The organism is Enterococcus sp. DIV1314a, assembly GCF_051713805.1.
Lineage (GTDB): Bacteria > Bacillota > Bacilli > Lactobacillales > Enterococcaceae > Enterococcus_I > Enterococcus_I aquimarinus.
Map to the genome: position 1 here is coordinate 1,360,085 of NZ_JBIOQP010000001.1, position 22,180 is coordinate 1,382,264.

At 40.8% G+C, this 22,180-nt stretch carries 20 protein-coding genes and 1 other annotated feature; of the genes, 18 read left to right on the forward strand and 2 right to left on the reverse strand.

All coding sequences use genetic code 11. The features are described from left to right. The 3 genes from IGI68_RS06465 to IGI68_RS06475 are packed head-to-tail and all read left to right on the forward strand — an operon-like array spanning nucleotide 1 to nucleotide 3,809. Nucleotides 1–1,779, forward strand: coding sequence for a V-type ATP synthase subunit A (locus tag IGI68_RS06465; RefSeq protein WP_438731510.1), 1,779 nt, complete (start codon nucleotides 1–3; stop codon nucleotides 1,777–1,779). Continuing rightward, nucleotides 1,780–3,168, forward strand: coding sequence for a V-type ATP synthase subunit B (locus IGI68_RS06470; RefSeq protein ID WP_438731513.1), 1,389 nt, complete (start codon nucleotides 1,780–1,782; stop codon nucleotides 3,166–3,168). After that, on the forward strand, nucleotides 3,168–3,809 hold the full coding sequence (locus IGI68_RS06475; RefSeq protein WP_438731516.1) for a V-type ATP synthase subunit D: 642 nt from the start codon (nucleotides 3,168–3,170) through the stop codon (nucleotides 3,807–3,809). Before IGI68_RS06470 ends, IGI68_RS06475 begins: the two co-directional genes overlap by 1 nt. Before the next feature lie 388 nt (nucleotides 3,810–4,197). Here the strand turns inward: IGI68_RS06475 and IGI68_RS06480 are convergent, their stop codons facing one another. After that, a complete protein-coding gene (locus tag IGI68_RS06480) occupies nucleotides 4,198–4,812 on the reverse strand; it encodes a sugar O-acetyltransferase (RefSeq protein WP_438731519.1) in 615 nt (204 codons plus the stop codon). 202 nt (nucleotides 4,813–5,014) lie between these two features. On the opposite strand from IGI68_RS06480, the gene trhO reads away from it, so the two are divergent. The 3 genes from trhO to IGI68_RS06495 all read left to right on the forward strand — a co-directional run bounded on the left by trhO (nucleotide 5,015) and on the right by IGI68_RS06495 (nucleotide 8,320). Then, nucleotides 5,015–5,971 (forward strand): oxygen-dependent tRNA uridine(34) hydroxylase TrhO, encoded by a 957-nt coding sequence (trhO, locus tag IGI68_RS06485; RefSeq protein WP_438731522.1) that lies wholly within the window; start codon nucleotides 5,015–5,017, stop codon nucleotides 5,969–5,971. A gap of 111 nt (nucleotides 5,972–6,082) precedes the next feature. After that, nucleotides 6,083–7,510, forward strand: a complete 1,428-nt coding sequence (locus IGI68_RS06490; RefSeq protein ID WP_438731525.1) for a cryptochrome/photolyase family protein — start codon at nucleotides 6,083–6,085, stop codon at nucleotides 7,508–7,510. A 15-nt stretch (nucleotides 7,511–7,525) separates the two neighbouring features. Then, nucleotides 7,526–8,320: a DUF1722 domain-containing protein gene (locus IGI68_RS06495; protein ID WP_438731528.1), complete on the forward strand. Its 795-nt coding sequence runs from the start codon at nucleotides 7,526–7,528 to the stop codon at nucleotides 8,318–8,320. 69 nt (nucleotides 8,321–8,389) lie between these two features. Here IGI68_RS06495 and IGI68_RS06500 read toward each other — a convergent pair whose 3' ends face one another. Then, nucleotides 8,390–8,962: a TetR/AcrR family transcriptional regulator gene (locus IGI68_RS06500; protein ID WP_071874879.1), complete on the reverse strand. Its 573-nt coding sequence runs from the start codon at nucleotides 8,960–8,962 to the stop codon at nucleotides 8,390–8,392. Between the two features lie 181 nt (nucleotides 8,963–9,143). Between IGI68_RS06500 and IGI68_RS06505 the strand changes: the two genes are divergently transcribed. The 12 genes from IGI68_RS06505 to tnpA all read left to right on the forward strand — a co-directional run bounded on the left by IGI68_RS06505 (nucleotide 9,144) and on the right by tnpA (nucleotide 22,172). After that, nucleotides 9,144–10,220, forward strand: a complete 1,077-nt coding sequence (locus IGI68_RS06505) for an ABC transporter permease (RefSeq protein WP_438731532.1) — start codon at nucleotides 9,144–9,146, stop codon at nucleotides 10,218–10,220. Nucleotides 10,221–10,231: 11 nt separating this feature from the next. After that, nucleotides 10,232–10,921 (forward strand): ABC transporter ATP-binding protein, encoded by a 690-nt coding sequence (locus IGI68_RS06510; RefSeq protein ID WP_071874877.1) that lies wholly within the window; start codon nucleotides 10,232–10,234, stop codon nucleotides 10,919–10,921. Between the two features lie 116 nt (nucleotides 10,922–11,037). Then, on the forward strand, nucleotides 11,038–11,916 hold the full coding sequence (locus IGI68_RS06515; RefSeq protein WP_071874876.1) for an SPFH domain-containing protein: 879 nt from the start codon (nucleotides 11,038–11,040) through the stop codon (nucleotides 11,914–11,916). Nucleotides 11,917–11,938: 22 nt separating this feature from the next. After that, nucleotides 11,939–12,436: an LURP-one-related/scramblase family protein gene (locus tag IGI68_RS06520; protein ID WP_438731536.1), complete on the forward strand. Its 498-nt coding sequence runs from the start codon at nucleotides 11,939–11,941 to the stop codon at nucleotides 12,434–12,436. A gap of 190 nt (nucleotides 12,437–12,626) precedes the next feature. After that, nucleotides 12,627–13,775 (forward strand): peptidoglycan-binding protein, encoded by a 1,149-nt coding sequence (locus IGI68_RS06525; RefSeq protein WP_438731539.1) that lies wholly within the window; start codon nucleotides 12,627–12,629, stop codon nucleotides 13,773–13,775. Between the two features lie 306 nt (nucleotides 13,776–14,081). Further along, the gene (scrK, locus tag IGI68_RS06530) at nucleotides 14,082–14,954 is read left to right on the forward strand and encodes a fructokinase ScrK (RefSeq protein ID WP_438731542.1); all 873 of its coding nucleotides are present in this window, start codon (nucleotides 14,082–14,084) and stop codon (nucleotides 14,952–14,954) included. A gap of 37 nt (nucleotides 14,955–14,991) precedes the next feature. Continuing rightward, nucleotides 14,992–15,855: an AraC family transcriptional regulator gene (locus IGI68_RS06535; RefSeq protein ID WP_071874872.1), complete on the forward strand. Its 864-nt coding sequence runs from the start codon at nucleotides 14,992–14,994 to the stop codon at nucleotides 15,853–15,855. 629 nt (nucleotides 15,856–16,484) lie between these two features. Continuing rightward, nucleotides 16,485–17,558 carry a BMP family lipoprotein gene (locus tag IGI68_RS06540; protein WP_438731545.1) on the forward strand — a complete coding sequence of 358 codons (1,074 nt, stop codon included), beginning with the start codon at nucleotides 16,485–16,487 and terminating at the stop codon, nucleotides 17,556–17,558. 11 nt (nucleotides 17,559–17,569) lie between these two features. Further along, nucleotides 17,570–18,505 carry a nucleoside hydrolase gene (locus IGI68_RS06545; protein WP_438731548.1) on the forward strand — a complete coding sequence of 312 codons (936 nt, stop codon included), beginning with the start codon at nucleotides 17,570–17,572 and terminating at the stop codon, nucleotides 18,503–18,505. 231 nt (nucleotides 18,506–18,736) lie between these two features. Then, nucleotides 18,737–18,966, forward strand: a binding site (T-box leader). 106 nt (nucleotides 18,967–19,072) lie between these two features. Further along, nucleotides 19,073–19,930, forward strand: coding sequence for a MetQ/NlpA family ABC transporter substrate-binding protein (locus IGI68_RS06550; protein WP_438731551.1), 858 nt, complete (start codon nucleotides 19,073–19,075; stop codon nucleotides 19,928–19,930). An 11-nt stretch (nucleotides 19,931–19,941) separates the two neighbouring features. Continuing rightward, complete coding sequence (locus tag IGI68_RS06555) at nucleotides 19,942–21,072, forward strand: amidohydrolase (RefSeq protein WP_438731554.1); 1,131 nt, start codon at nucleotides 19,942–19,944, stop codon at nucleotides 21,070–21,072. Nucleotides 21,073–21,770: 698 nt separating this feature from the next. Further along, complete coding sequence (gene tnpA / locus IGI68_RS06560; RefSeq protein ID WP_438731557.1) at nucleotides 21,771–22,172, forward strand: IS200/IS605 family transposase; 402 nt, start codon at nucleotides 21,771–21,773, stop codon at nucleotides 22,170–22,172. Nucleotides 22,173–22,180: the final 8 nt, after the last annotated feature.

Below are 22,180 nucleotides of genomic sequence, written 5' to 3' on the forward strand. Positions count from 1 at the left end.
TTGGCAATTGGAGAAATTATCAAAGTTTCCGGACCATTAGTCCAAGCCATTGGCCTAAAAGGCGCCAAGATTCACGAACTTTGTAAAGTCAGTGAAAAAGGGCTATTAGGGGAAATTATTGAATTAAAAAAAGGCATTGCCTCTATTCAAGTATATGAAGAAACAAACGGTATCGGACCAGGAGAAGTCGTCGAAACAACTGGGACACCATTATCTGTCGAACTTGCGCCAGGATTACTCGGCCAAATGTTTGATGGTATTCAGCGGCCACTCGATCAATTCATGGCCGTCACCGATAGTGATTATTTAGAACGAGGTGTCATGATTGATGCGCTAGACTGGCAAAAAAAATGGACCTTTGTCCCTAAAAAAGGGGTCGGTGACACGGTAGAAGCCGGCGATATTTTAGGCGTCGTGCAAGAAACGAGTGTCGTTGAACATCGCATCATGGTGCCAAATGGCGTCCGTGGCGTCATAAAAGAAATCAAAGCCGGGAACTATAGTATCACTGAACCGATTTGTTTAGTAGAAACACCAAATGGCGACGAAAAGAAATTGCCGATGTTACAACGTTGGCCGGTACGTAAACCACGCCCAACGCAGCAAAAATTAAAACCAAGTCAACCGTTAGTGACCGGTCAACGCATTATTGATACCTTTTTCCCAGTAGCAAAAGGTGGATCCGCAGCCGTTCCCGGACCTTTTGGTGCAGGGAAAACCGTTGTGCAACATCAAATTGCGAAGTGGTCAGATGTCGATTTAGTCGTGTATGTCGGCTGTGGCGAACGCGGCAATGAGATGAAAGACGTCATCAGTGAATTCTCAGAACTAATTGACCCGCAAACAGGAAAATCCTTAATGGAACGAACTGTGTTAATTGCAAACACGTCGAACATGCCGGTTGCTGCTCGTGAAGCGTCGATTTATACCGGGATTACGATTGCGGAATATTACCGTGATATGGGCTATAGCGTTGCGATTATGGCTGATTCAACGTCGCGCTGGGCCGAAGCCTTGCGTGAGATGAGTGGCCGCTTACAAGAAATTCCCGGCGATGAAGGCTATCCCGCTTACTTAGGTAGCCGAATTGCCGAATATTATGAGCGTGCTGGCCGTTACCAAACATTAGGTAGCGATGACCGCGAAGGCAGCATTACTGCCATTGGGGCCGTGTCACCAGCCGGCGGGGACATTAGTGAACCCGTCACCCAAAACACCTTACGCATCGTCAAAGTCTTTTGGGCCTTAGATAGCGCCTTAGCCCAAAAACGTCATTTTCCGTCGATTAACTGGACGAATTCTTATTCTTTATATGAAGATGAATTACACGACTATTTAGATGATGTCTTTGAAGGTCAATGGTCAAAACAAGTGAATGAAGCGATGGGGTTATTGCAAGAAGAAAGCCGCTTAGATGAAATTGTTCAATTAGTCGGCGTCGATGCCTTATTACCAAAAGATCGCATGACGCTCGTCACAGCTCGTTCGATTCGTCAAGACTTCTTGCAACAAAATGCCTTTGACGAAGTCGATACGTACACCTCAAGAGAAAAACAATTTTTCTTACTGAAAAATATTTTATTCTTTTACCATGAAGCATTAAGAGGCATTGCGTTAGGTGCCTACTTTAAAGAAATTATTCAAGGCACCGTGAGCTTACGCGAACGCCTTGCCAGAAGCAAATACGTTCCCGAAGCAAAACTCGGAGAACTGACCCAAATGGAACAAGAAATCAAAACAACGATTCAACAAATTGTTGAAAAAGGAGGGATGGAATAAATGTTAAAAGAATACCGTTCCGTCTCTGAAATTTATGGACCAATTATGGTCGTGGAAAATGTCGAAGGCGTCAAATATGATGAACTCGTTGAAATTCGCACTGATAGCGGCGAAATTCGCCGAGGTCAAGTCCTCGAAGTCACCAAAGATAAAGCGATTGTCCAAGTCTTTGAAGGCACAAGTAATTTAGGAGCCGAAGAAAGCCGGGTCCGTTTTCTAGGGACTGGTTTAAGCCTTGGTGTTTCAGAAGACATGTTAGGTCGGATTTTTGATGGGACCGGACAACCGATTGATAATGGCCCGCGGATTATTCCAGATAAACGCGTGGACGTCAATGGTGCCTCGATTAATCCGATGGCCCGCGCCTTTCCTGATGAGTTTATCCAAACCGGTATTTCAGCCATTGACCACTTAAATACCCTTGTCCGTGGTCAAAAATTACCGATTTTCTCTTCAGCTGGCTTGCCCCATAAAGAAATGGCCGCCCAAATCGCACGGCAAGCAACCGTGCCAAACGACGAAGGAAACTTTGCTATCGTCTTTGGAGCCATTGGGATTCCCTTTGAAGAATCGGAATTTTTCATTGAGGAGTTTCGCAAAACAGGTGCACTCGATCGTTCCGTGATGTTTTTAAACTTAGCCAACGATCCCGCCATCGAACGCATTGCGACACCACGCATGGCCTTAACCGCCGCTGAATATCTCGCATTTGAAAAAGGCATGCACGTCTTAGTCATCTTAACCGACATGACGAATTACTGCGAAGCCTTGCGTGAAATCTCCGCCGCTCGTCGCGAAGTCCCCGGACGTCGTGGCTATCCAGGTTATTTATATACCGATTTAGCCGGACTGTATGAGCGCGCCGGCATGTTAACAGATAAACCAGGCTCGATTACACAAATTCCAATTTTAACGATGCCAGACAATGATAAAACCCATCCCATTCCTGATTTAACGGGTTATATTACCGAAGGGCAAATCATTTTATCACCGGAATTAGCTAAGCGTAACATCAATCCTCCGATCGATGTCTTGCCAAGCCTATCTCGTCTAAAAGACAAAGGAACCGGCGAAGACAAAACAAGAAAAGACCATGCCGCGACGATGAACCAAATTTATGCTGCTTATGCCGACGGAAAAGATGCAAAAGAACTAGCCGTTGTGTTAGGCGAGTCAGCCTTATCGGAAGTCGACCGCAAGTACGCTCGTTTTGCCGATTTATTCGAAAAAGAATATTTAAACCAAGGATTCTATGTGAACCGTAGCATTGAAGAAACCTTGGATATTAGCTGGCGACTCCTCGCCACTTTACCAAAAGAAGAACTCAGTCGCATCAAAGAAGAATACATTGCAGAATTCTTACCGGATACGAAGGAGCTGAATGACTAATGGCGATTTTAAATGTCAATCCGACGCGAATGGAACTCAGTCGACTCCGTAAACGACTAGGGACGGCCACCAGGGGACATAAGTTGTTAAAGGATAAGCAAGATGAACTCGTGCGTCAATTTATTCTATTAGTCAAAAAAAATCAAGAACTCCGTAAAAAAATGGACAGCTCGCTGCAAAAAGGCATGAAAGAATACGTCTTAGCCTCGAGTGTCATTCCCGATCACGTCTTAGAAGAAGCCTTTTCGATCCCGTTTAATAAAGTGTCACTAGATGTTCAGACCAAAAGTATTATGAACACCGAAGTTCCCGTTTTAAATACGATGTATCAAGAAGATAGCGATGTCGATGATTTTTCTTATGGCTTTGTCTCAACGACAAGTGAACTCGATTTATCGTTAGATTACTTAGATTCGATTTTACCGTTAATGTTACAACTCGCCGAAATCGAAAAAACCTGTCAATTAATTGCAAAAGAAATTGAAACGACAAAGCGGCGTGTCAACGCCTTGGAGTATTTAACCATTCCGAACTTAACGGAAACAATCGCGCACATTGAAAACACGCTCGATGAAAACGAGCGCGGTAATGTGACGCGATTGATGAAAGTCATTGATATTTTAGAAATGGAAGACGAATAGAAGAAATGAGGATTGCCGAAAGTATGCTTTAGGCACCCGTCTATCGAAAACACCCTTAAGTTAGATTCGCTCTAACTTAAGGGTGTTTGTGCTGGAATTCTAGAAAGAAGTACTCTTTTTAGGGCTCTTCACCAAATGGTGTTGATTGAATCTCGCGCTCCCCTACGAAAAATCGCCTTGTGTGAGGGGCTGCGAGATCGATAGCGACCCAAAAATTCTGTAAGAAATTCCTAATCCAAAACTAGAGGTTCTTTCAAGTTAATAAATACGAAGGAGTCTGCAAATATTACGTGGCAAACAGATAAAACTCGAAACTAGCGTATCACACGAAAAAAGACCTCAGAAAGAATCCCCAAGGCCTAAAAGTAGCTATCCGCTAAAGATTTATTTACTCAATATCAATCAACGACTCCTTATGATAGACCGTCAAATCCCTCTCCGAAATGTCACGTAAGACGCGACAAGGATTGCCAACGGCTACGACATTTGCCGGAATATCTTTCGTCACAACACTCCCCGCACCAATCACCGAATTTTCACCAATCGTTACACCCGGCATCACGAGACAACCAGCACCTAACCACACATTGTTTTGAATATGGACCGGCAAATTATACTGGGCTTCTTTGCGTCGCAATCCAGGATGAATCGGATGCGTTCCGGTAGCAATTACAACATTGGGTGCAATCATCACATGGTCACCGATATAAATATGCGTATCATCGACTAAGGTTAAATTGTAATTAACGTAAACATGATTACCTAAATGTACATGTTTTCCACCCCAATTGGCATGAAAAGGCGCTTCAATATAGCAACCTTCGCCAATTTCAGCAAATAGTTGTTTAAGGAGTGCTTGCTTTTCTTCTTGTTGAGAAGGGCGTAGTTGATTGTAATCAAAGTTTTTTTCTAAATAAGTTAGTTGATCCGCAATCAGTTCTGGCTGACCGGCATAATAGAGTTTTCTATCGTGCATTCGACGTTTTGATTCTTCTAAATCCATTCAAATCCCACCTTTAAGCGTTTTCTTTATTATACTTGATTTGATTTGGAAAAGGGGGTAAGTTCTTTTTTTTCTAAAAACGAATCCAATGTGCTACCTAAAAACAGTTGCATTGAGAAAAAACACACAAGCGTTAAAATCGTTTTTGCTTTTCATTTCCGTTATAATGTCTGATGTATGATTTTTAAGGAGGAACCGATATATGGACTATCGCGTATTACTTTATTACAATTATACTAAAATTGAGAACCCTGAACAGTTTGCCAAAGAGCATTTAGCGCTTTGTAAGAGCTTAGGTTTAAAAGGTCGAATTTTAGTAGCAGAAGAAGGCATTAACGGAACGGCATCAGGAACCATCGAAGCCACACAGCAATACATGGACTGGATGCATAACGATGAACGTTTCAAAGATACATGGTTTAAGATTGACGAGAGTGAAGGACATGCCTTTCGTAAAATGTTCGTTCGCCCAAGAAAAGAATTGGTCGCACTGAACTTAGAAGAAGATGTCGATCCGTTACGTTTAACGGGTGAATATTTAGATCCAAAAGCTTTTAAAGAAGCATTACTAGACGAAGATACCATTGTTTTAGATGCTCGCAATGATTACGAATATGATTTAGGTCATTTCCGTGGCGCGATTCGTCCGGATATTCGCAATTTCCGTGAGTTGCCAGAATGGATTCGCGAAAACAAAGAGAAATTCATGGACAAAAAAGTGGTCACTTATTGTACCGGCGGCATTCGCTGCGAAAAATTCTCTGGTTGGTTATTACGTGAAGGAGTCGAAAATGTTGCCCAATTACACGGTGGGATTGCGACTTATGGGAAAGATCCAGAAGTCAAAGGCGAAATGTGGGACGGCAAAATGTACGTCTTTGATGATCGAATCAGTGTTGAAATCAACCAAGTCGACAAACAAATTGTCGGCAAAGATTGGTTTGATGGTACGCCTTGTGAACGATATATTAACTGTGGGAACCCATCATGTAACCGTCAAATTATTACTTCAGAAGAAAATGAAGCCAAACATTTAGGTGGCTGTTGCTACGACTGTGCGGCAAGTGAAACGAATCGTTACATTAAGCGTAATGGCATTTCAGAAGAAGAGCGTGCGATACGTTTAGCTGCCATTGTTTCAGAAGAAGTCAGCGCGTAAAATAACGCATACTATAATCAAATTAAGCAGGAAATGTCGCAAGTTTCGGCATTTCCTTTTTTTGATTGTTTAAGGTACAATGAGGCAAAAAAGAAGGAGGGGTTCGAGACGATGCAAGCCGTTTGGATTCGTAATGATTTGCGGTTGACGGATAATACCGCGTTGGTTCACGCGCTAAAGATAGCCGAGCGTGAACAGGAACCGTTACTGTTGTTTTTTTATCTTGATCCGCTACAATTAGCGCCAGAAACGAGAAGTCATGATTATTTCTTTGCCGCGTTAGCCGATTTTCATGCTTCGTGTCAGGCAAAGAATCTCCCGCTTTACTTGATAACAGGACCATTGGATCAAGCTTTTGCCACATTATTCGATCAATTCCCAACGCTTAAAGGAATTCACTACAATGTCAGCCACAGAGGGTATGGCTTAAAAAGAGACCGAAAAGTGGCGGACATGCTCCGTGACAAAGGGACGATTTTTAAAGGTTATTCCGATCATCACCTACATGCGGCTCATGAAATTTTGACCAAAGACGATACCCCGTATAAAGTCTATACGCCTTATTATAATCAGTGGAAATTACGGACCAAACGTCAGCCGTTGTCCCTTGATTTAGCTGCCCTACAGCGACACGTCATCCAAGATATCTCTGGGAAAACCCGGGATGGCGAAATACTTTTTCAGACGCTATGTCGCCAGATACAAGGTGATTATGCTGATTGGCTAGGGGAAGAAAATGCCCAAGCACGCCTTCGTCTGTTTTGCGTGGAAAAAATGCATCGCTATCACCTCGACAAAGATTTCCCGAGTATCGATGGGACGAGCCGTTTATCCTCGTATTTGAGTACCGGCCAATTGTCGATTCGTGATGTATTTTTACAAGTCAGTCAAGCGCCCGATAGTCAGGGCAAAGAAAATTTTATCAAAGAACTCGCGTGGCGTGATTTTTATCAGATGGTTTACGCGTTTCATCCGCAACAAAAAGAGTTGGAAGTGATGGAAAAATATCAAGGGATTCCATGGCAAAGCAATGACGAGTGGTTCGCCAAATGGCAAGCAGGTCAGACGGGTTTTCCGATTGTCGATGCGGCGATGCGCCAATTACAGACAGAGGGTTGGATGCACAACCGGTTACGCATGATTGCCGCTTCTTTTTTAGCGAAAGATTTAAACATCGATTGGCGTCTAGGGGAAGCCTACTTCGCCCAACAGCTGATTGATTACGATAGTGCGTCCAATATCGGTGGCTGGCAATGGTCCGCTTCGGTCGGGACGGATGCCGTGCCCTATTTTCGGATTTTTAATCCTACGCTGCAAAGTCAAAAGTTTGATCCATCAGGTGCATTTATTCGGCAGTATGTCCCAGAATTACGTGATGTTCCGGATTACGCCATTCATGAACCCTATCACTTTGAGCAAAAATTGCGGACAAAAGAAGGCATCGATTTGAAGCGTCTTTATCCGCCCCAAATCGTTGATCATAAGCATCAAAGATTGCAGTCGATTGAAAAATATAAATATTATGAAAAAACACCGTAGAAAGGAGGAAGCACGATGCGACCGACAGTCTTAATGTTGTCTAGCCAAGCAGCGGCGCTTTCCACGTTCAAAGAAACACTCGCGCCGTGGTTGAACATTTACAAGCTCTGCCTAATCGAACAGAGCATGGATGAAGAAAATCTTCAGGCGGAACTGTTGCGAGCGAACTTCCAAGGACTTGTATTGCCGCACGCCTCCGAGCAAAACGAAGAGGAATACGTCCGACGCCGCACGCAGCGAATACAAACTACCGTCACGCAACTTGTCCCAAGCGTTGCGATTATCACGGCAGGTGATCTGCAGGATGCCTCGTTGCGAGAAGCCTTTTTCACCCATGTTTTTTTACTAGCTCGTTTTTACGAAGTCAAAGCGATTGGGAGCGCACGGGCCTTAATGTTATTTCACAGCCATCACAAATACCTGTATTTTTGTTATCATCAGCGGCTCAAAGATCAATTAGGTCGCATCGTCGCTAATCCCAAAAAATTGTCATTAACAGAAGTCTTTCAGCATTATGAAGTAATCTTAATCGAACTCTTACAACATGGCATGTCGATTAAAAATAGCACGAATGCCTTGCAACACATGTTTGGCTACTTGTCAAAAGAGTTACCGGCAAAAGAAAAAGCCGCGATGATTGCACTGATTGATGACTTTCGACAAGGAAAGGCCGCGAAGAAAGAAGTGCTTCGAGCGTTATACGCAGAAGTAGAACGCACCAACCAAGCTTTTTTACGGCCGCAAGTCATCTTTGAAGCATATCCAGATTCTTTAGAAGAAGTGTTTGACTCTTCGAATGTTATTCTTTGAATTTTGAGATAGACTAACTGTTGTATAGGTACCAAAAAACAGACCTCTAAAATCATTTTAGAGGTCTGTTTAAGGTGCGTCTTTGACAATGCCGTAAATGAAAAAGTCGATCATCTGCTCGGTTGTCAGTCCTCCTGGAAGAGGTTCTTTTCGAATATAAGGTGCTAGGGTGAGGAAAAAGTGGCGAGCCGCTAATTCCGGCGACAAGTTGGCACGCAAATGCGCTTTTTTTGTTTCAAATAACGAAATAAAGGGCTGTTGATACGAGTTTTTCCAGATGATAAATAGTTTTGCACGACTTTCAGGGGATAAATGATTATCCATGTCATGCATCATAATATTAAAGTCGGCGGGATGTTTCTCCTGTAAAAATAAAATCATATGAGCTAATTGCTCCACAAATGTGTATTTCGTGGAAGCGACCATTTCGTCTAAATAGACTTTGACTTCCGCCGCTAAATTCTCCATCACTGCTACATAAATTTCTTCTTTATTGCGAAAATGGTGATACAAATTCGGCTGAGTGATTCCGACTTCAGTAGCAATCTTACGGGTGGAGGTCGCTAAAAAGCCGTGATTCATAAAGAGGGAACTTGCAACCTCTAAAATTTGATGCCGTGTATCGTGTTGTTTATTTTCCATCTTTTTCACCCTTTTTGATAAACTTAAAACGTTCTCTTTTTTTCATTCTAAGATTGATTGACTGATAAGTAAAGTAATCCATCTCAAAAGTTGTGAGTCAGATTATTTTACAACGAGCCTTTTTTTTTTTACAATGGGCTTATCAGTTGATAAGTAAAATAAAAAAAGTAGGTGGAAGTTAATGTTTTTAGCGTTTAATGAAATTCGTCATTCGAAATTTCGCTATGCACTGATTATCGGTGTAATGTTTTTAATTGCATATTTAGTATTTTTCCTCACGGGATTAGCTTACGGGTTAGCTCAGGAAAACCGAGTGGCGGTGGACCAGTGGGATGCAGATGCAATCTTGCTTTCCAATGAGTCCAATAATAATCTAGGAATGTCGATGATTCCCATCAAAGACTTTGATGAAGTTGAGGCATCCGAAAAAGCCGTTCTCGCGCAGACCCCGGGTGTTGTTCAAAAAGTGGGCGCGAAAAAATCCGATGATAAAATCTCGGTCAGCTTCTTTGGGATTCGTTCAGATGAATTTATTATGCCAGAGGTTGTTGAAGGAGAAGCATTTGAAAATAATGATGAAGGAATTGCCGATATCAGTATTAAAGAAGAATATGGCATTGAACTTGGCGATGAATTAAAACTTTCGGGTCAAGAGAAAACAATTAAAATTGTTGGTTTTGTTGAAAATGCGAAATTTAGTGTCTCACCTGTCATTTACACCACGATTGGCGCCTATCAAGAAATTCGTTTTGAAAAAACCGATGATAGCCCAGACGCTCGAATTAATGGAATTGTGGTTCGTGGCGATGTGACGGCCTATCCTGAAGATGATTTAGACAAAATTGAAATCTCGCAATTCATCAGTGAATTACCAGGATACAACGCACAAGTCTTAACCTTTGGCTTTATGATTGGATTCTTAATCGTGATCGCAGCCATTGTGATTGGAATCTTTATTTATGTCCTAACGATGCAAAAAGTTAGTATCTTCGGTGTCATGAAGGCACAAGGAATTTCAAGTGGCTACATTGCGTCATCCGTCATCGTCCAAACATTCTTATTAGCCATTTTTGGTGTTGGACTAGGCTTTATTGGGACATATGGCACGGCATTATTTTTACCAACAGCCGTACCGTTTCAAAGTAACTTCGCGTTTTTCGGAATTATAGGTCTGTTAATGGTCTTCTTTGCCTTATTCGGTGCCGTATTCTCTGTAAAAACGATTGTCAAAATTGATCCGCTAAAAGCGATTGGATAGGAGAGAAAAGCATGAATGTGATTGAATTTAAGAATGTTCGCAAAGAATTTAAAGATGGCGATCAAATTATTCAAGGCTTAAAAGAAACAAATTTTTCGGCCGCAGCTGGCGAATTTATCGGCATTATCGGGCCATCTGGCTCAGGGAAAAGTACGTTTTTAACACTAGCAGGAGGCCTTCAAACACCCACAGCGGGTGAAGTATTAATTAACGGTCAAGCGTTTAGTGAGGAAAAAGAAAAAAAACGCGCGAAAATCCGTTTTAAAGAAATTGGCTTTATTTTACAAGCATCCAATTTGATTCCGTTTTTAACGGTCAAAAAACAACTAAAATTAGTCGATAAAATTAACCGATCGAATCAAAAAGACAAAGCCAACACGTTGTTTGATCAACTGGGTGTCACAAAGTTAGAAAACAAATACCCACAAGATTTGTCTGGTGGGGAAAGACAACGAATCGCTATTGCAAGGGCGCTTTATAACGATCCGTCTATTATTTTGGCGGATGAACCGACGGCTAGTTTAGATTCAGAAAAAGCTTTTGAAGTTGTTAAAATTTTAGCTAAAGAAGCCAAAGATAAAAATAAAGCGATTATGATGGTTACCCACGATACACGCTTAATCGACTTTTGCGATAAAGTCTATGAAATTAAAGATGGTACGATGAATTTGTATGACAAAGAAACAGCCGTCGCGCATTAATCAAAAATGGAGTTGGATATATTCCCAACTCCATTTTTTTATTGAATCCATCTTTGGTCTGATATATTTTTGAATAAACTATGAGATAATAATAAAAGAGAAGAGGAGGAAGTAAAATGAATGAAAAAAAGACGTTTCATGTGAATGGCTATTTAGGGTTAGTGGTATTATTAGGATTACTCGTTGGGGGCGGTTATCTCTTTTATTTAGGTGTGGAAACACAAACGGCTTGGCAAATGATTACCGCTGTCATATTAGGTGTGATCGCTTTGTTGTTTCTAAGTTCGTTGACAATCGTGAGTCCGAATCAATCAAAAGCGATTTTGTTTTTCGGCCAATATTTAGGAACGATTCGTTCGAACGGCTTATTTATCACTACACCATTGACTCAAAAAGTGAATGTCTCGTTAAAAGTTCGCAACTTCAACAGTTCGCTATTGAAAGTTAATGACTCCGATGGAAATCCTGTTGAGATTTCGGCAGTTGTCGTCTATAAAGTGAGAGATACAGCGAAAGCTTTGTTTGATGTTGACTATTATCAAGAATTCATTGAAATCCAAAGCGAAACAGCGATTCGCCATATTGCGAGTCAATATCCTTACGATACCTTTAAAGACGATGATATTACATTACGTGGCAATACATCGGAAGTCTCGGCTGAATTAGCGACGGAACTCCAAGAACGACTCAGCGTTGCGGGCGTAGAAGTCATTGAAACGCGACTGAATCACTTGGCTTACGCGACCGAAATTGCCAGTGCAATGTTACAACGCCAACAAGCCAAAGCAATTTTATCAGCCCGTCAAACGATCGTTGAAGGGGCCGTTTCCATGACACAAATGGCGCTTGAACAAATCGAAGAAGGCCAAGGCATGACGTTTAGCGATGATCGCAAAATTCAATTAATTAATAACTTACTCGTGTCGATTATTACCGATAAAGGCACGCAACCGGTGATTAATACTGGTGATGCGACCCGTCCTTCAAACAGTTAAACCAACGAAAGGAGTCTATTTCATGCGTAAATTATACATTAAACAAAAAGTCTTTAGTTTCACCGATCAATTTAGTGTGTATGACGACCAAGAGCGACGTCAATACTACGTTAAAGGTAGCTTCATGAAAATCCCAAAACAGTTTACGATTTACAACCATCACGATCAAGAAATAGCCGTGATTACGAAAAAAATCTGGAGTTTCCTACCGAAATTTTATGTCGATATTCGCCAGCAATCGCAAATTCTGATTGAAAAAGAGTTAACCTTTTTAAAAGCGCGCTACCACATTTCAGCGAAAGGAATAACGGTTGATGGGGACTGGTGGGATATGACGTTCAATATCTTACATCAAGGAAAACCTATCGCTACGATTGCGAAGCGCTGGTTTTCTTGGGGCGATACCTATGAGGTCACGATTTTAGATGAAACAATGGAAGAGTTAGTTATTTCACTAGTAATTGCCATTGATTGTGTGAAAAGTGATGAAAGTGCTGCAGGAAGTAGTACGAGCGTCTAATAGAATCGTTAACGTTTATAAATCAAGCATTTACTCACGCTTTAAAAAGAGAGTGGATGCTTTTTTTTTATTTTTATTTTTATTCTTCACAAAAAAAACCGTACTCTTTTTTTATAAAAACAGTTGCAAAAAGGATAAAATATGATAATATGTGAATAAGAACACAAATAAGTTTCTTAGGAGGATACAAATGAAAAAGAAGAATTTAGGGGCATTTATTATTTTAGCAAGTTTAGGGTTAGCAGCATGTAGTGCGGATACACCAAGTACATCCAGTTCCTCAACAGCACCAGTCGAAAGTAGCGCACCTGCTGCGACAAGCGAAAGCGAAGCGACAACAGACGTTGCGATCACGATTGCACAAGGAGAAGACACAACGACTACGTTACCAGAAGCCGGAACATTAGTCATGCGTCAAATGTACACAGCACCTCATGGAACGAAATCATTCGCAGCAGTGAATGTGTTAATGAATGGCGACACGATTGTGAGCGCGCATTTAGATGAGTTTCAGTATTTAGCACCAGCTGACTTTAAAGGTGTACCAAATGCAGACGGTGGTTTTGGAGAATCATTCCCAGCGGATGTCGTGTTAGCAAGTAAAGCTGAAAATAACGACAGCTATTCTGCGATGATGAAAGAAAAAGGTGGCGCGACGCAAACATGGGCGCAAAGTTTAACTGCTATTACCGATTTTGCGAAAGGAAAAACCGTTGCGGATCTTGAAAAAGCAGTCGCTGACTTAGAAGCATTAGGTGAAGAAGGAAATCCAGCAGATGTGATTTCTGGGGCAACCTTTAGTGATTCACGTGGCTACTTACAAGCAATCGTAGAGACTGCGAAAAACGGCCTTGTGTCAATTGGCGCAACGACAGAAACAACCGATTTAAAAGAAGCACAATTACTCGGTGCACCGCATGGCGATAAATCATTTGCGATGACAACCGTTGCAATGGACGGCGATAAAGTCGCAGCAGTTTTCGTCGATGAATTCCAATTTGTTGATTTAACACAATTCGGTGGCGTACCAAACTCTGATAGTGATTTTGGTGCTGGCGTTGCAGAAGGTGTGGTCCTTGCATCGAAAGTGGCGAACAACGAAGCTTACTCTGCGATGATGAAAGAAAAAGGTGGCGCAACAAAAACGTATGCTGATAATATGAAAGCCATCCAAGATTTCGCAATTGGTAAAACGGTTGCTGAATTAGAAGCAGCAGCAAGTGAACTAGAAGCCCTTGGTGAAGAAGGCAATCCAGCAGATGTTGTCTCTGGTGCAACGTTCTCTGATTCACAAGGTTACTTACAAGCAATCATCGAAACAGCGAAATTAGCGAAATAACAAACAACTAGCTAAGAATCAAAAGTTTCTGGTGTCTCGATTAACGATTCGTATAACTGAAATGGGCTGTGACTTTTGTCACAGCCCATTCTTTTTGCCAAATAATTAGGCAAAACAATCTTCGAATTTCTTTCGATTCTTCCCATATTGTTTTATTATTCAACGATAAATAAGGCGTTTTCACCCCAAATAAAAGAAAAATCCAATGTAAGCGTTCTATCGAATAAGAAATTTATGAAAGGGCTAGCTTTATTGAAGTAATCTCTTTAAAATAGACTTATTAAAGCATAAAAGGAGAAATCAATCATGTTATATGGATCAATTGAAGCAGGCGGCACGAAGTTCGTTTGTGCTATCGGGAATGAAAAATTAGAAATTTTAGAACGTGTGAGTTATCCAACTACGACACCTGCTGAAACAATGGCATTAGTCATCGACTTTTTTAATCAATATAAAGAAGAACTCGTTTCCATTGGAATTGGATCATTTGGACCAATCGATATTCGTCCAACTTCTGAAACATATGGGTTTATTACGTCTACACCGAAATTAGCGTGGCAAAACTATAACTTCTTAGGCGCAATGAAAGAAGCGTTTGATGTGCCAATGGCTTGGACGACAGATGTAAACGCTGCAGCGTACGGCGAATACGCCTACGGTCATGGAAAAGACTTATCAAGTGTGGTTTATTATACAATCGGTACGGGTGTCGGAGCCGGTGCTATTCAAAATGGTCAATTCATCGAAGGGTTCAGTCATCCTGAAATGGGACACGTGTTAGTTGTACCACATGAAGACGATGATTTTGCAGGAAGTTGTCCGTTCCATGGCAATTGTTTAGAAGGCATGGCAGCGGGTCCAGCAATTGAAAAAAGAACAGGACGTAAAGGGCAAGATATTCCTGAAGAGGATGCATTCTGGGCGATTGAAGCAGAATACATTGCCCAATGTGCATATAATACGACATTGATGTTTGCACCAGAAGTGATTATTTTTGGTGGTGGCGTGATGAAACAACGCCATATGATGGAAAAAGTCCATGCGGCTTTCGAGCGTTTAATGAAAGGCTATGTTGCAACACCGCCATTAGCGCAGTATATCGTGACACCTGCATTAGAAGATAATGCTGGCACAATTGGTTGCTTAGCTCTTGCTCAAAAAGCAAAGGCTGACGCTTAATTCTTTACATGAATCCATTGGATAAGGGGGACTAGTGATGAGTTTGTATCTAGAAATTCCACAGTTGAACCTCCAATTTCCTTATCGTGCTTTTTTAAATGATGGGATGACAATCGTTTATCCGCATTGGCATAAGGAGATTGAAATCATTTATGCAAGTCGTGGACAAGTCAAAATTGGCGTCGATGATATGGTCGTCGAACTGCAAGAAGGAGAAATCTTTTTCTTTGCCAGTGGTGAACCCCATTACTTTTTAGCTTCACCCGACAGTGAACGCTACGTGTACCAATTTGATTTAAAATTTTTTGATGAATCTTTCTTACGAGAAACCGAAGAAAGTTTACTGAACTTATTTGCGGCAGGTGAAAGACACAGTCGTAATTGGGACCCAGCATTTCAAGTGAAAATGACCGAATTGTTAGTCGAACTTTATCAATTCGAAACGCAACAACCGACGGGTAAAAATTATTTCGTATTAGCGAACTTGGCGCGATTAGTCGCCGAGTGCTATGCTTGTTTACCTAAACGGACCGAGCAAAAGAAGAAAAAAACACCGAATACGATTCATCGCAAAGATACACTTGAACGGTTGAATCAAGTATTTGAATACATTGAAAATCGCTATCAAGAAACGATTACCATTGAAGACGTAGCGAAATATGTCGGTTTCAGTCCGTATTATTTCACCCGTTTCTTTAAAAAAAATACGGGGCAGACCTTCGTCCAATTTTTAACCGAGTATCGAATTAATTTGGCAAAATTCATTCTTGCGAATGAAAAACTTCCAATGATTGATGTGGCAGAAAAAGCCGGATTTTCTAGTGTTAAAACGTTCCATCATGTTTTCAAAGAAACCACTGGCATTTCGCCCTTACAGTATCAAAAGAAGATGAATCAATAAGTAGGAATTGACGAGTAAAGAACAGCCACCAGTAATGGTATAACGATTACTGGTGGGAACTGCTCGTTAGAAGAATGATTTAAAAAAATGAAAATGAAAGCGGTTTATCAAAGGAGTGGTTGTTTGACGCAGCCGATACAAGGCGTTTTTCTCCGGTTCGCTAGTGCCTAATCTCATTTTGGTGCATAATTTGTAAAAATTGAAAGAAATGATAAAAGAAAATAGTTTAGTGATGAGCCCATCATCGCTAAAAATAAACTATCCTAAATAAAGTGTTGAAGAAAGATACTGAAATCAGTCATTAACACTAAAAGTTATACAACCACGAATAACAAGTAAGAACAGTGTGTAATCCACACTGTTCTTTTTTGACTTAATCGCAGATAAAACGAAAATAAAACCCTTTCAACGGATTAATGTTCGGTTTTATCTTATTTTTAGATGAAAATTTCATGAAAAAAATAATAAATAGCTGAAATAACTTTACAAATGTTTGTGAACCAGTATAATTCATCAAGTAGTCATTTTTATTGTACGGTTTTCAGTGAATTTAAATGATAAAAAAGAAAAATAATTTGTTTTTAGTTCTGAATTAAAGACAATTAACGATTCTAGGAGGAAAATCATTCATGAAATTTAGCAAAATGAGTTTGTTATTCACAACAAGTACGCTGTTATTAGCCGCGTGTGGTAGTGCCGGCGCATCAACTGAATCAAACACCCAATCAGAAGGCAACAGCGCTGTTAAAACGGCAGCCTTAATTACCGATACGAACGGTGTCGATGATCGTTCATTCAATCAATCGGCTTGGGAAGGAATGGTTGAGTGGGGGGCAGAGCACGCGCTTGAACAAGGCAATGCCGGCTATCAATATTTCCAATCTTCGAATGAATCGGATTATATTCCGAACATTGATCAAGCGTTAAATGCAGGTTTTGAAACAATTTTTGGTATTGGGTACAAACTTGTCTCAGCAGTTGAAGAACAAGCTAAAGCCAATCCAGATATCCATTTTGTCATGGTCGATGAAGTTATTGAGAATATCGATAATGTGGTATCCGCGACTTTCCAATCAAATGAAGCAGCTTATCTAGCTGGACTCTCTGCAGCATACACGACAACAACGAATCAAATCGGCTTCTTAGGCGGCGTGCAAGTAGCTGTCGTAGAAGAATTTGACGCAGGATTTCGTCAAGGAGTCGCGGATGGTGCGAAAGCATTAAACAAAGAAATTACCGTTGTTTCTCAATATGCGGGCGCTTTTGATGCCCCAGATAAAGGACGGGCCATCGCGCAAGCAATGTATGCATCAGGTATCGATATCATCTATGCAGCAGCGGGTGCAACAGGAAATGGCTTGTTCCAAGAAGCAAAATCAATCAATGAATCACAAGACAAAAAAGTTTGGGTAATTGGCGTTGACCGTGATCAAACGGAAGATGGCTATTACAAAAAAGACGGCAAAGAAGAAAACTTCACCTTAACGTCTACTTTGAAACAAGTTGGTCAAACAGTCAAAGACTTAGCGAATAAAGCGAATGAAGGAACGTTCCCAGGTGGCGAGCACATTGTCTATGGTTTAGAAGCGAATGGTGTGGGAATTACCAAAGGTCAGCTTTCAGAAGAAGTCCAAGCAGCCGTTGAAACAGCGCGTCAAGCAATTATTGATGGTGAAATCATCGTCGAAAATACAGTGAAGTAAGGAGAATATCCATGCGTAAAGTTTACTTAAATCACGATGGCGGAGTCGATGACTTAGTCACATTATTTTTAATGCTCCAAATGAAAGAAGTCGAAATCGTCGGTGTTGGCGTGATTCCAGCCGATTGTTATTTAGAGCCTGCTGTTTTAGCAAGTCAAAAAATTATTGATAAATTTGGACACGGTCAAAAAATCACGGTTGCCGCTTCAAATTCTAGACCCCAAAATCCCTTTCCCAAAGATTGGCGCATGCATGCCTTCACAGTCGATGCATTACCAATTTTAAATGAAAGTGGCAAAGTGGAGACGGTTGTGTCATATTTACCGGCCCATCTCCACTTAGTTGAAACATTAAAAGCACAAACCGAAAAAATTGATTTAGTCTTTGTCGGTCCATTAACCGATTTAGCACGGGCATTAGACGTGGATCCAACGATCGAAGAAAAAATCAATAAACTCTATTGGATGGGTGGCACGTTCCTTGAAAAAGGCAACGTTGAAGAACCTGAACATGACGGAACAGCTGAGTGGAATGCCTTTTGGGATCCAGAAGCGGTGGGACGTGTCTGGGAATCAACGCTTGAAATTGATTTAGTCGCACTTGAGAGCACCAATAAAGTGCCCTTAACCAATGATATTCGTCAAATGTGGGCGTCAAAAAGAAAAGATGAAGGCATCGATTTCTTAGGTCAAGCCTATGCAATCGTTCCACCACTCGTTCATTTCCAAACCAATTCGACGTACTTCTTATGGGACGTTTTAACTGCCGTTGCTTTTGGCGAGGAATCCCTGATTCAAAAAGAAGTCGTACATTCTAAAGTTCACGCGCACGGCGTCAGCCAAGGCCAAACGTATCCAGACGAAACCGGTCGACCGGTTAATCTAGTCCACGACGTTGATCGCGAGGCATTCTTTGCATATATTACGGATCTTGCAAGACAAGATTAATTGAATCAAAATCACACGATTAAGAGAGAGCATCTTTCTTAATCGTGTTTTTTTGTTGAAATTTGATCGATACTGTTTGCTTGTTTCGGTCGTGATATTGAGGTTGTCGTGTGAGTAATAGACCGAATCACTAGAAAAAGTAAATGACTTTCAAATAATCCGAATGACGCCTTTTTTTCGATATCGCTTGACTATTAGAAAAACGTTCGCTATAATTTAATTTAATTTTAATAATAAACATTGAAGAGAAGAGTAACTTGAGAGATTTGTGGACAGAGACCTCCGTTTGGTGAAAAAGAGGCACAAGTTTGAGAGTGAAGATGAGCTCTGAGTTTTTCGTAAGGTTCACGCTTTACGGACGGTTGCAACCGTTAGCTTGCCCAGTTTGTTAGAACTGTTGAGGTGCTATTTGTGAGGATAGTACGAATTAGGGTGGTCACACGGTTATTTCCGTCCCTTTGTCGTTTGAATACGACAAAGGGGCGTTTTTTTTTATTAATATTGAAAGGAGTCTATTGAGTAAAGAAAATAAAAGGATAGGCAAAAATATAGAGGGGGCAAGAGAAAATGAATAAAAAGAAAGTACTAGGTCGTATTGTTGGGTTCATCACATTGGGATTATTGGTAACGGCATGTGCAAGTGAAAAGCAAGAGGGAGAGAGTCTTAGCAGTACGGAGGCTGAGGTAAAAGAAACAATCACCATCGGGACTTCTCCTGGACCGTATAGCGAATTGTTTTTAACAGCAGTCAAACCAATCCTTGAAAATGACGGCTATATCGTGGATCAAGTGGCATTTGATGCGCTGTTACAAGCAGATGTCGCGTTAAATGATGGAGATATTGACTTTAATGTGGATCAACATACCGCGTATTTAAATAACTTTAATGAAAATAGCGACGGACATTTGGCGGGCTTGATTTCGATTCCAACGGTACCGGCAGGGATTTTCGGGGGACGCAAGGCAAGCCTAGAAGAAGTAGAAGAAGGGGATGTGATTGCGATTCCACAAGACCCATCAAATATGGCGCGCGCATTATTGATTTTACAAAAAGCAGATTGGATTACGTTAGATACTGATGTAGCGTTAATTGAGGCTACCCCAAGCGATATTATTGAGAATAAATGGAACTTAACGATAAATGAACTAGAATCCGCGCAAATTCCTCGTAGTTTATCGGATGTTGATTATGCGGTTATTCCAGGTAGTATCGTTTATAGTGCGGATATTCCAGCTGAAGATAGTTTATTAAGTGAAGATATTTTAGAAAATTATGAATTAGTCGTGACCGTACATGAGAAAAATGTGGAAACCGATTGGGCAAAAGCGATTATCGCTGCCTATCAATCAGATGAATTTGCCACCTATCTCGAAAAAGAAAATAAAAATAATTATTGGTTTATACCCGAAGATTTGAAAAAATAAGGAGTGATTAGATGTTTAAAGAAGATCATTTTTTTCAAGAACTGACGATAACCCGACAAAAGCTTCATCAAATCCCTGAATTATCCGGAAAAGAGTATTTGACAACGCAATTCATTAAGAATTATCTAGAGACGCAAGGAATTCGAATCTTAGATACGCAGTTAGAAACAGGTTTAGTTGCCGAAATTGGGTTAAATAGCGGACCGATTATAGGATTGCGTGCCGACATTGATGCCTTGCCTGTTCAAGAAGAAACGCAAGTCGCGTATCAATCACAACATAAAGATGTCATGCACGCTTGTGGACATGATTTTCACACGGCGTCACTGTTAGGTGCAGCGAAGTTATTGAAAGAAAGAGAACAAGAACTACCAGGAACGATTCGCTTGATTTTTCAACCCGCAGAAGAAAATTTTCAAGGCGCGAAAGCCGTCATTGAAACGGTAGCGTTCGATGATTGGGATGCCTTAGTTGGATTCCATAACTCCCCAACATTACCACTGGGAACAATCGGCCATGGAGAGGCAAAGCAAACAGCGAGCGTCGATCGTTTTTTCGTAACCGTTCATGGCACGGGGACGCATGCTGCACATCCTGAGCAAGGGAGCGATCCAATCGTGACGGGTGCGCAAATGATTACGAATCTTCAAGCAATCATTAGTCGTCACATCCCAGCTAGCGAAGAGGCGATTCTTTCCGTGACCCACGTGAAAGCTGGACAGACGTGGAATGTGATTCCGGATCAATTCGTTTTTGAAGGGACGATTCGCACGTTTAACGCTCAGATTCGTCAACAAGTGCATCTATTACTTGAACGCATTGTGCATAATACGGCAGATAGCTACCTGCAAACGGCAAACGTGGAATGGATCATTGGTCCAGGTTCTGTGGAAAACAATGTAACCTTGCAACAAACATTAACACCATCGCTTACAAAAGTTGCAAGAGAAGTCTTGACACTGTCGCCGAGTTTAGGTGGAGAGGATTTTGCCTACTACCAAGAACACGTACCGACATATTTTGCTTGGATTGGGACAGGGACACAAACCCCATTGCATCATCCAGCCTTTTCAGTTGATGACCAGGCGTTATATTATGCGGTGAATTACTATTTACACGCAGTGGAGACGTTGTTGGTATAGGATGATTCGTTATTTAACTTAAAACTAAATGATAAAATATGATTGTACCTGAACTAATTTCATATTTCTCTTTTAAAAAAATAAAAACACTCACTTACTTTTAAATAGACCCTATAGAATAGATACTAAAAAAGGATCCTTTATAAGGGTCTCTTTTTTATACTTATAGAATTTGCGGGCGAGAAAACCCACTATTTTAATGGTGGGATGATAGCCCGTAGACGTACTGTAAGAATGTAGAGAAACTTGCATTTAGAGGCAATACAAACACTTGTATTGTCCAATGAAGAAACTGAATTGCTGGGAACTCGTAAAGCTAACGAAACGACAACGTAGGGATATCAAACCCAAGCGTGAACGTGGTGAAAACAGAAAAAATTCGTTAGATGGCATAAGCTTAAATCCTAAGTGTTCACATAATCGAACATCAGCAGCCAAGCCTAGAAATAGGAAGGTTCAACGACTATTCCTCTTGAGGGAAGTCCACACAAGTATGTGGAAGTGGTTTCGCCTTAACAAGTAAAGTTGAAGGATAAGATATAGTCTGTGCCTGCATGGAAGTGTAAGAAGTTCATCAGAGAACTGCATGGGAAGTCGCGAACCTGTGTGAACAAACTCCACACGATAAAGTCAAAAAAATGTTACTATTTGTGTATAATAATTTTTAATTAATACACTTTTTGATGTATAATAAACTCATGGATAACGAATATAGACATTCTAAGACAACTGTATCGTTACTCAACTATCATTTTGTTTTTTGTCCTAGATATCGTCGGAAACTATTTGTCAATTCCGAAGTAGACGCTCGTTTTAAATCTCTTGTTCATTCAATCTGTAAAGAAAATGAATGGGAAATCATGGCTATAGAGACAGATAAAGATCATTGTCATCTTTTTGTAAATGTTCAACCTACCTATTCACCAGCGGATATCATGAAGGTGATTAAGGGAAGAACATCTAGAGAATTACGACAATCATTTGAACATTTAAGTAAAATGCCAAGTGTTTGGACACGATCTTACTTTGTTTCAACAGCAGGGAATGTTTCTAGTGAAACAATTAAACGATATGTAGAAAATCAAAGGACAAGATATTGAGTTTACGT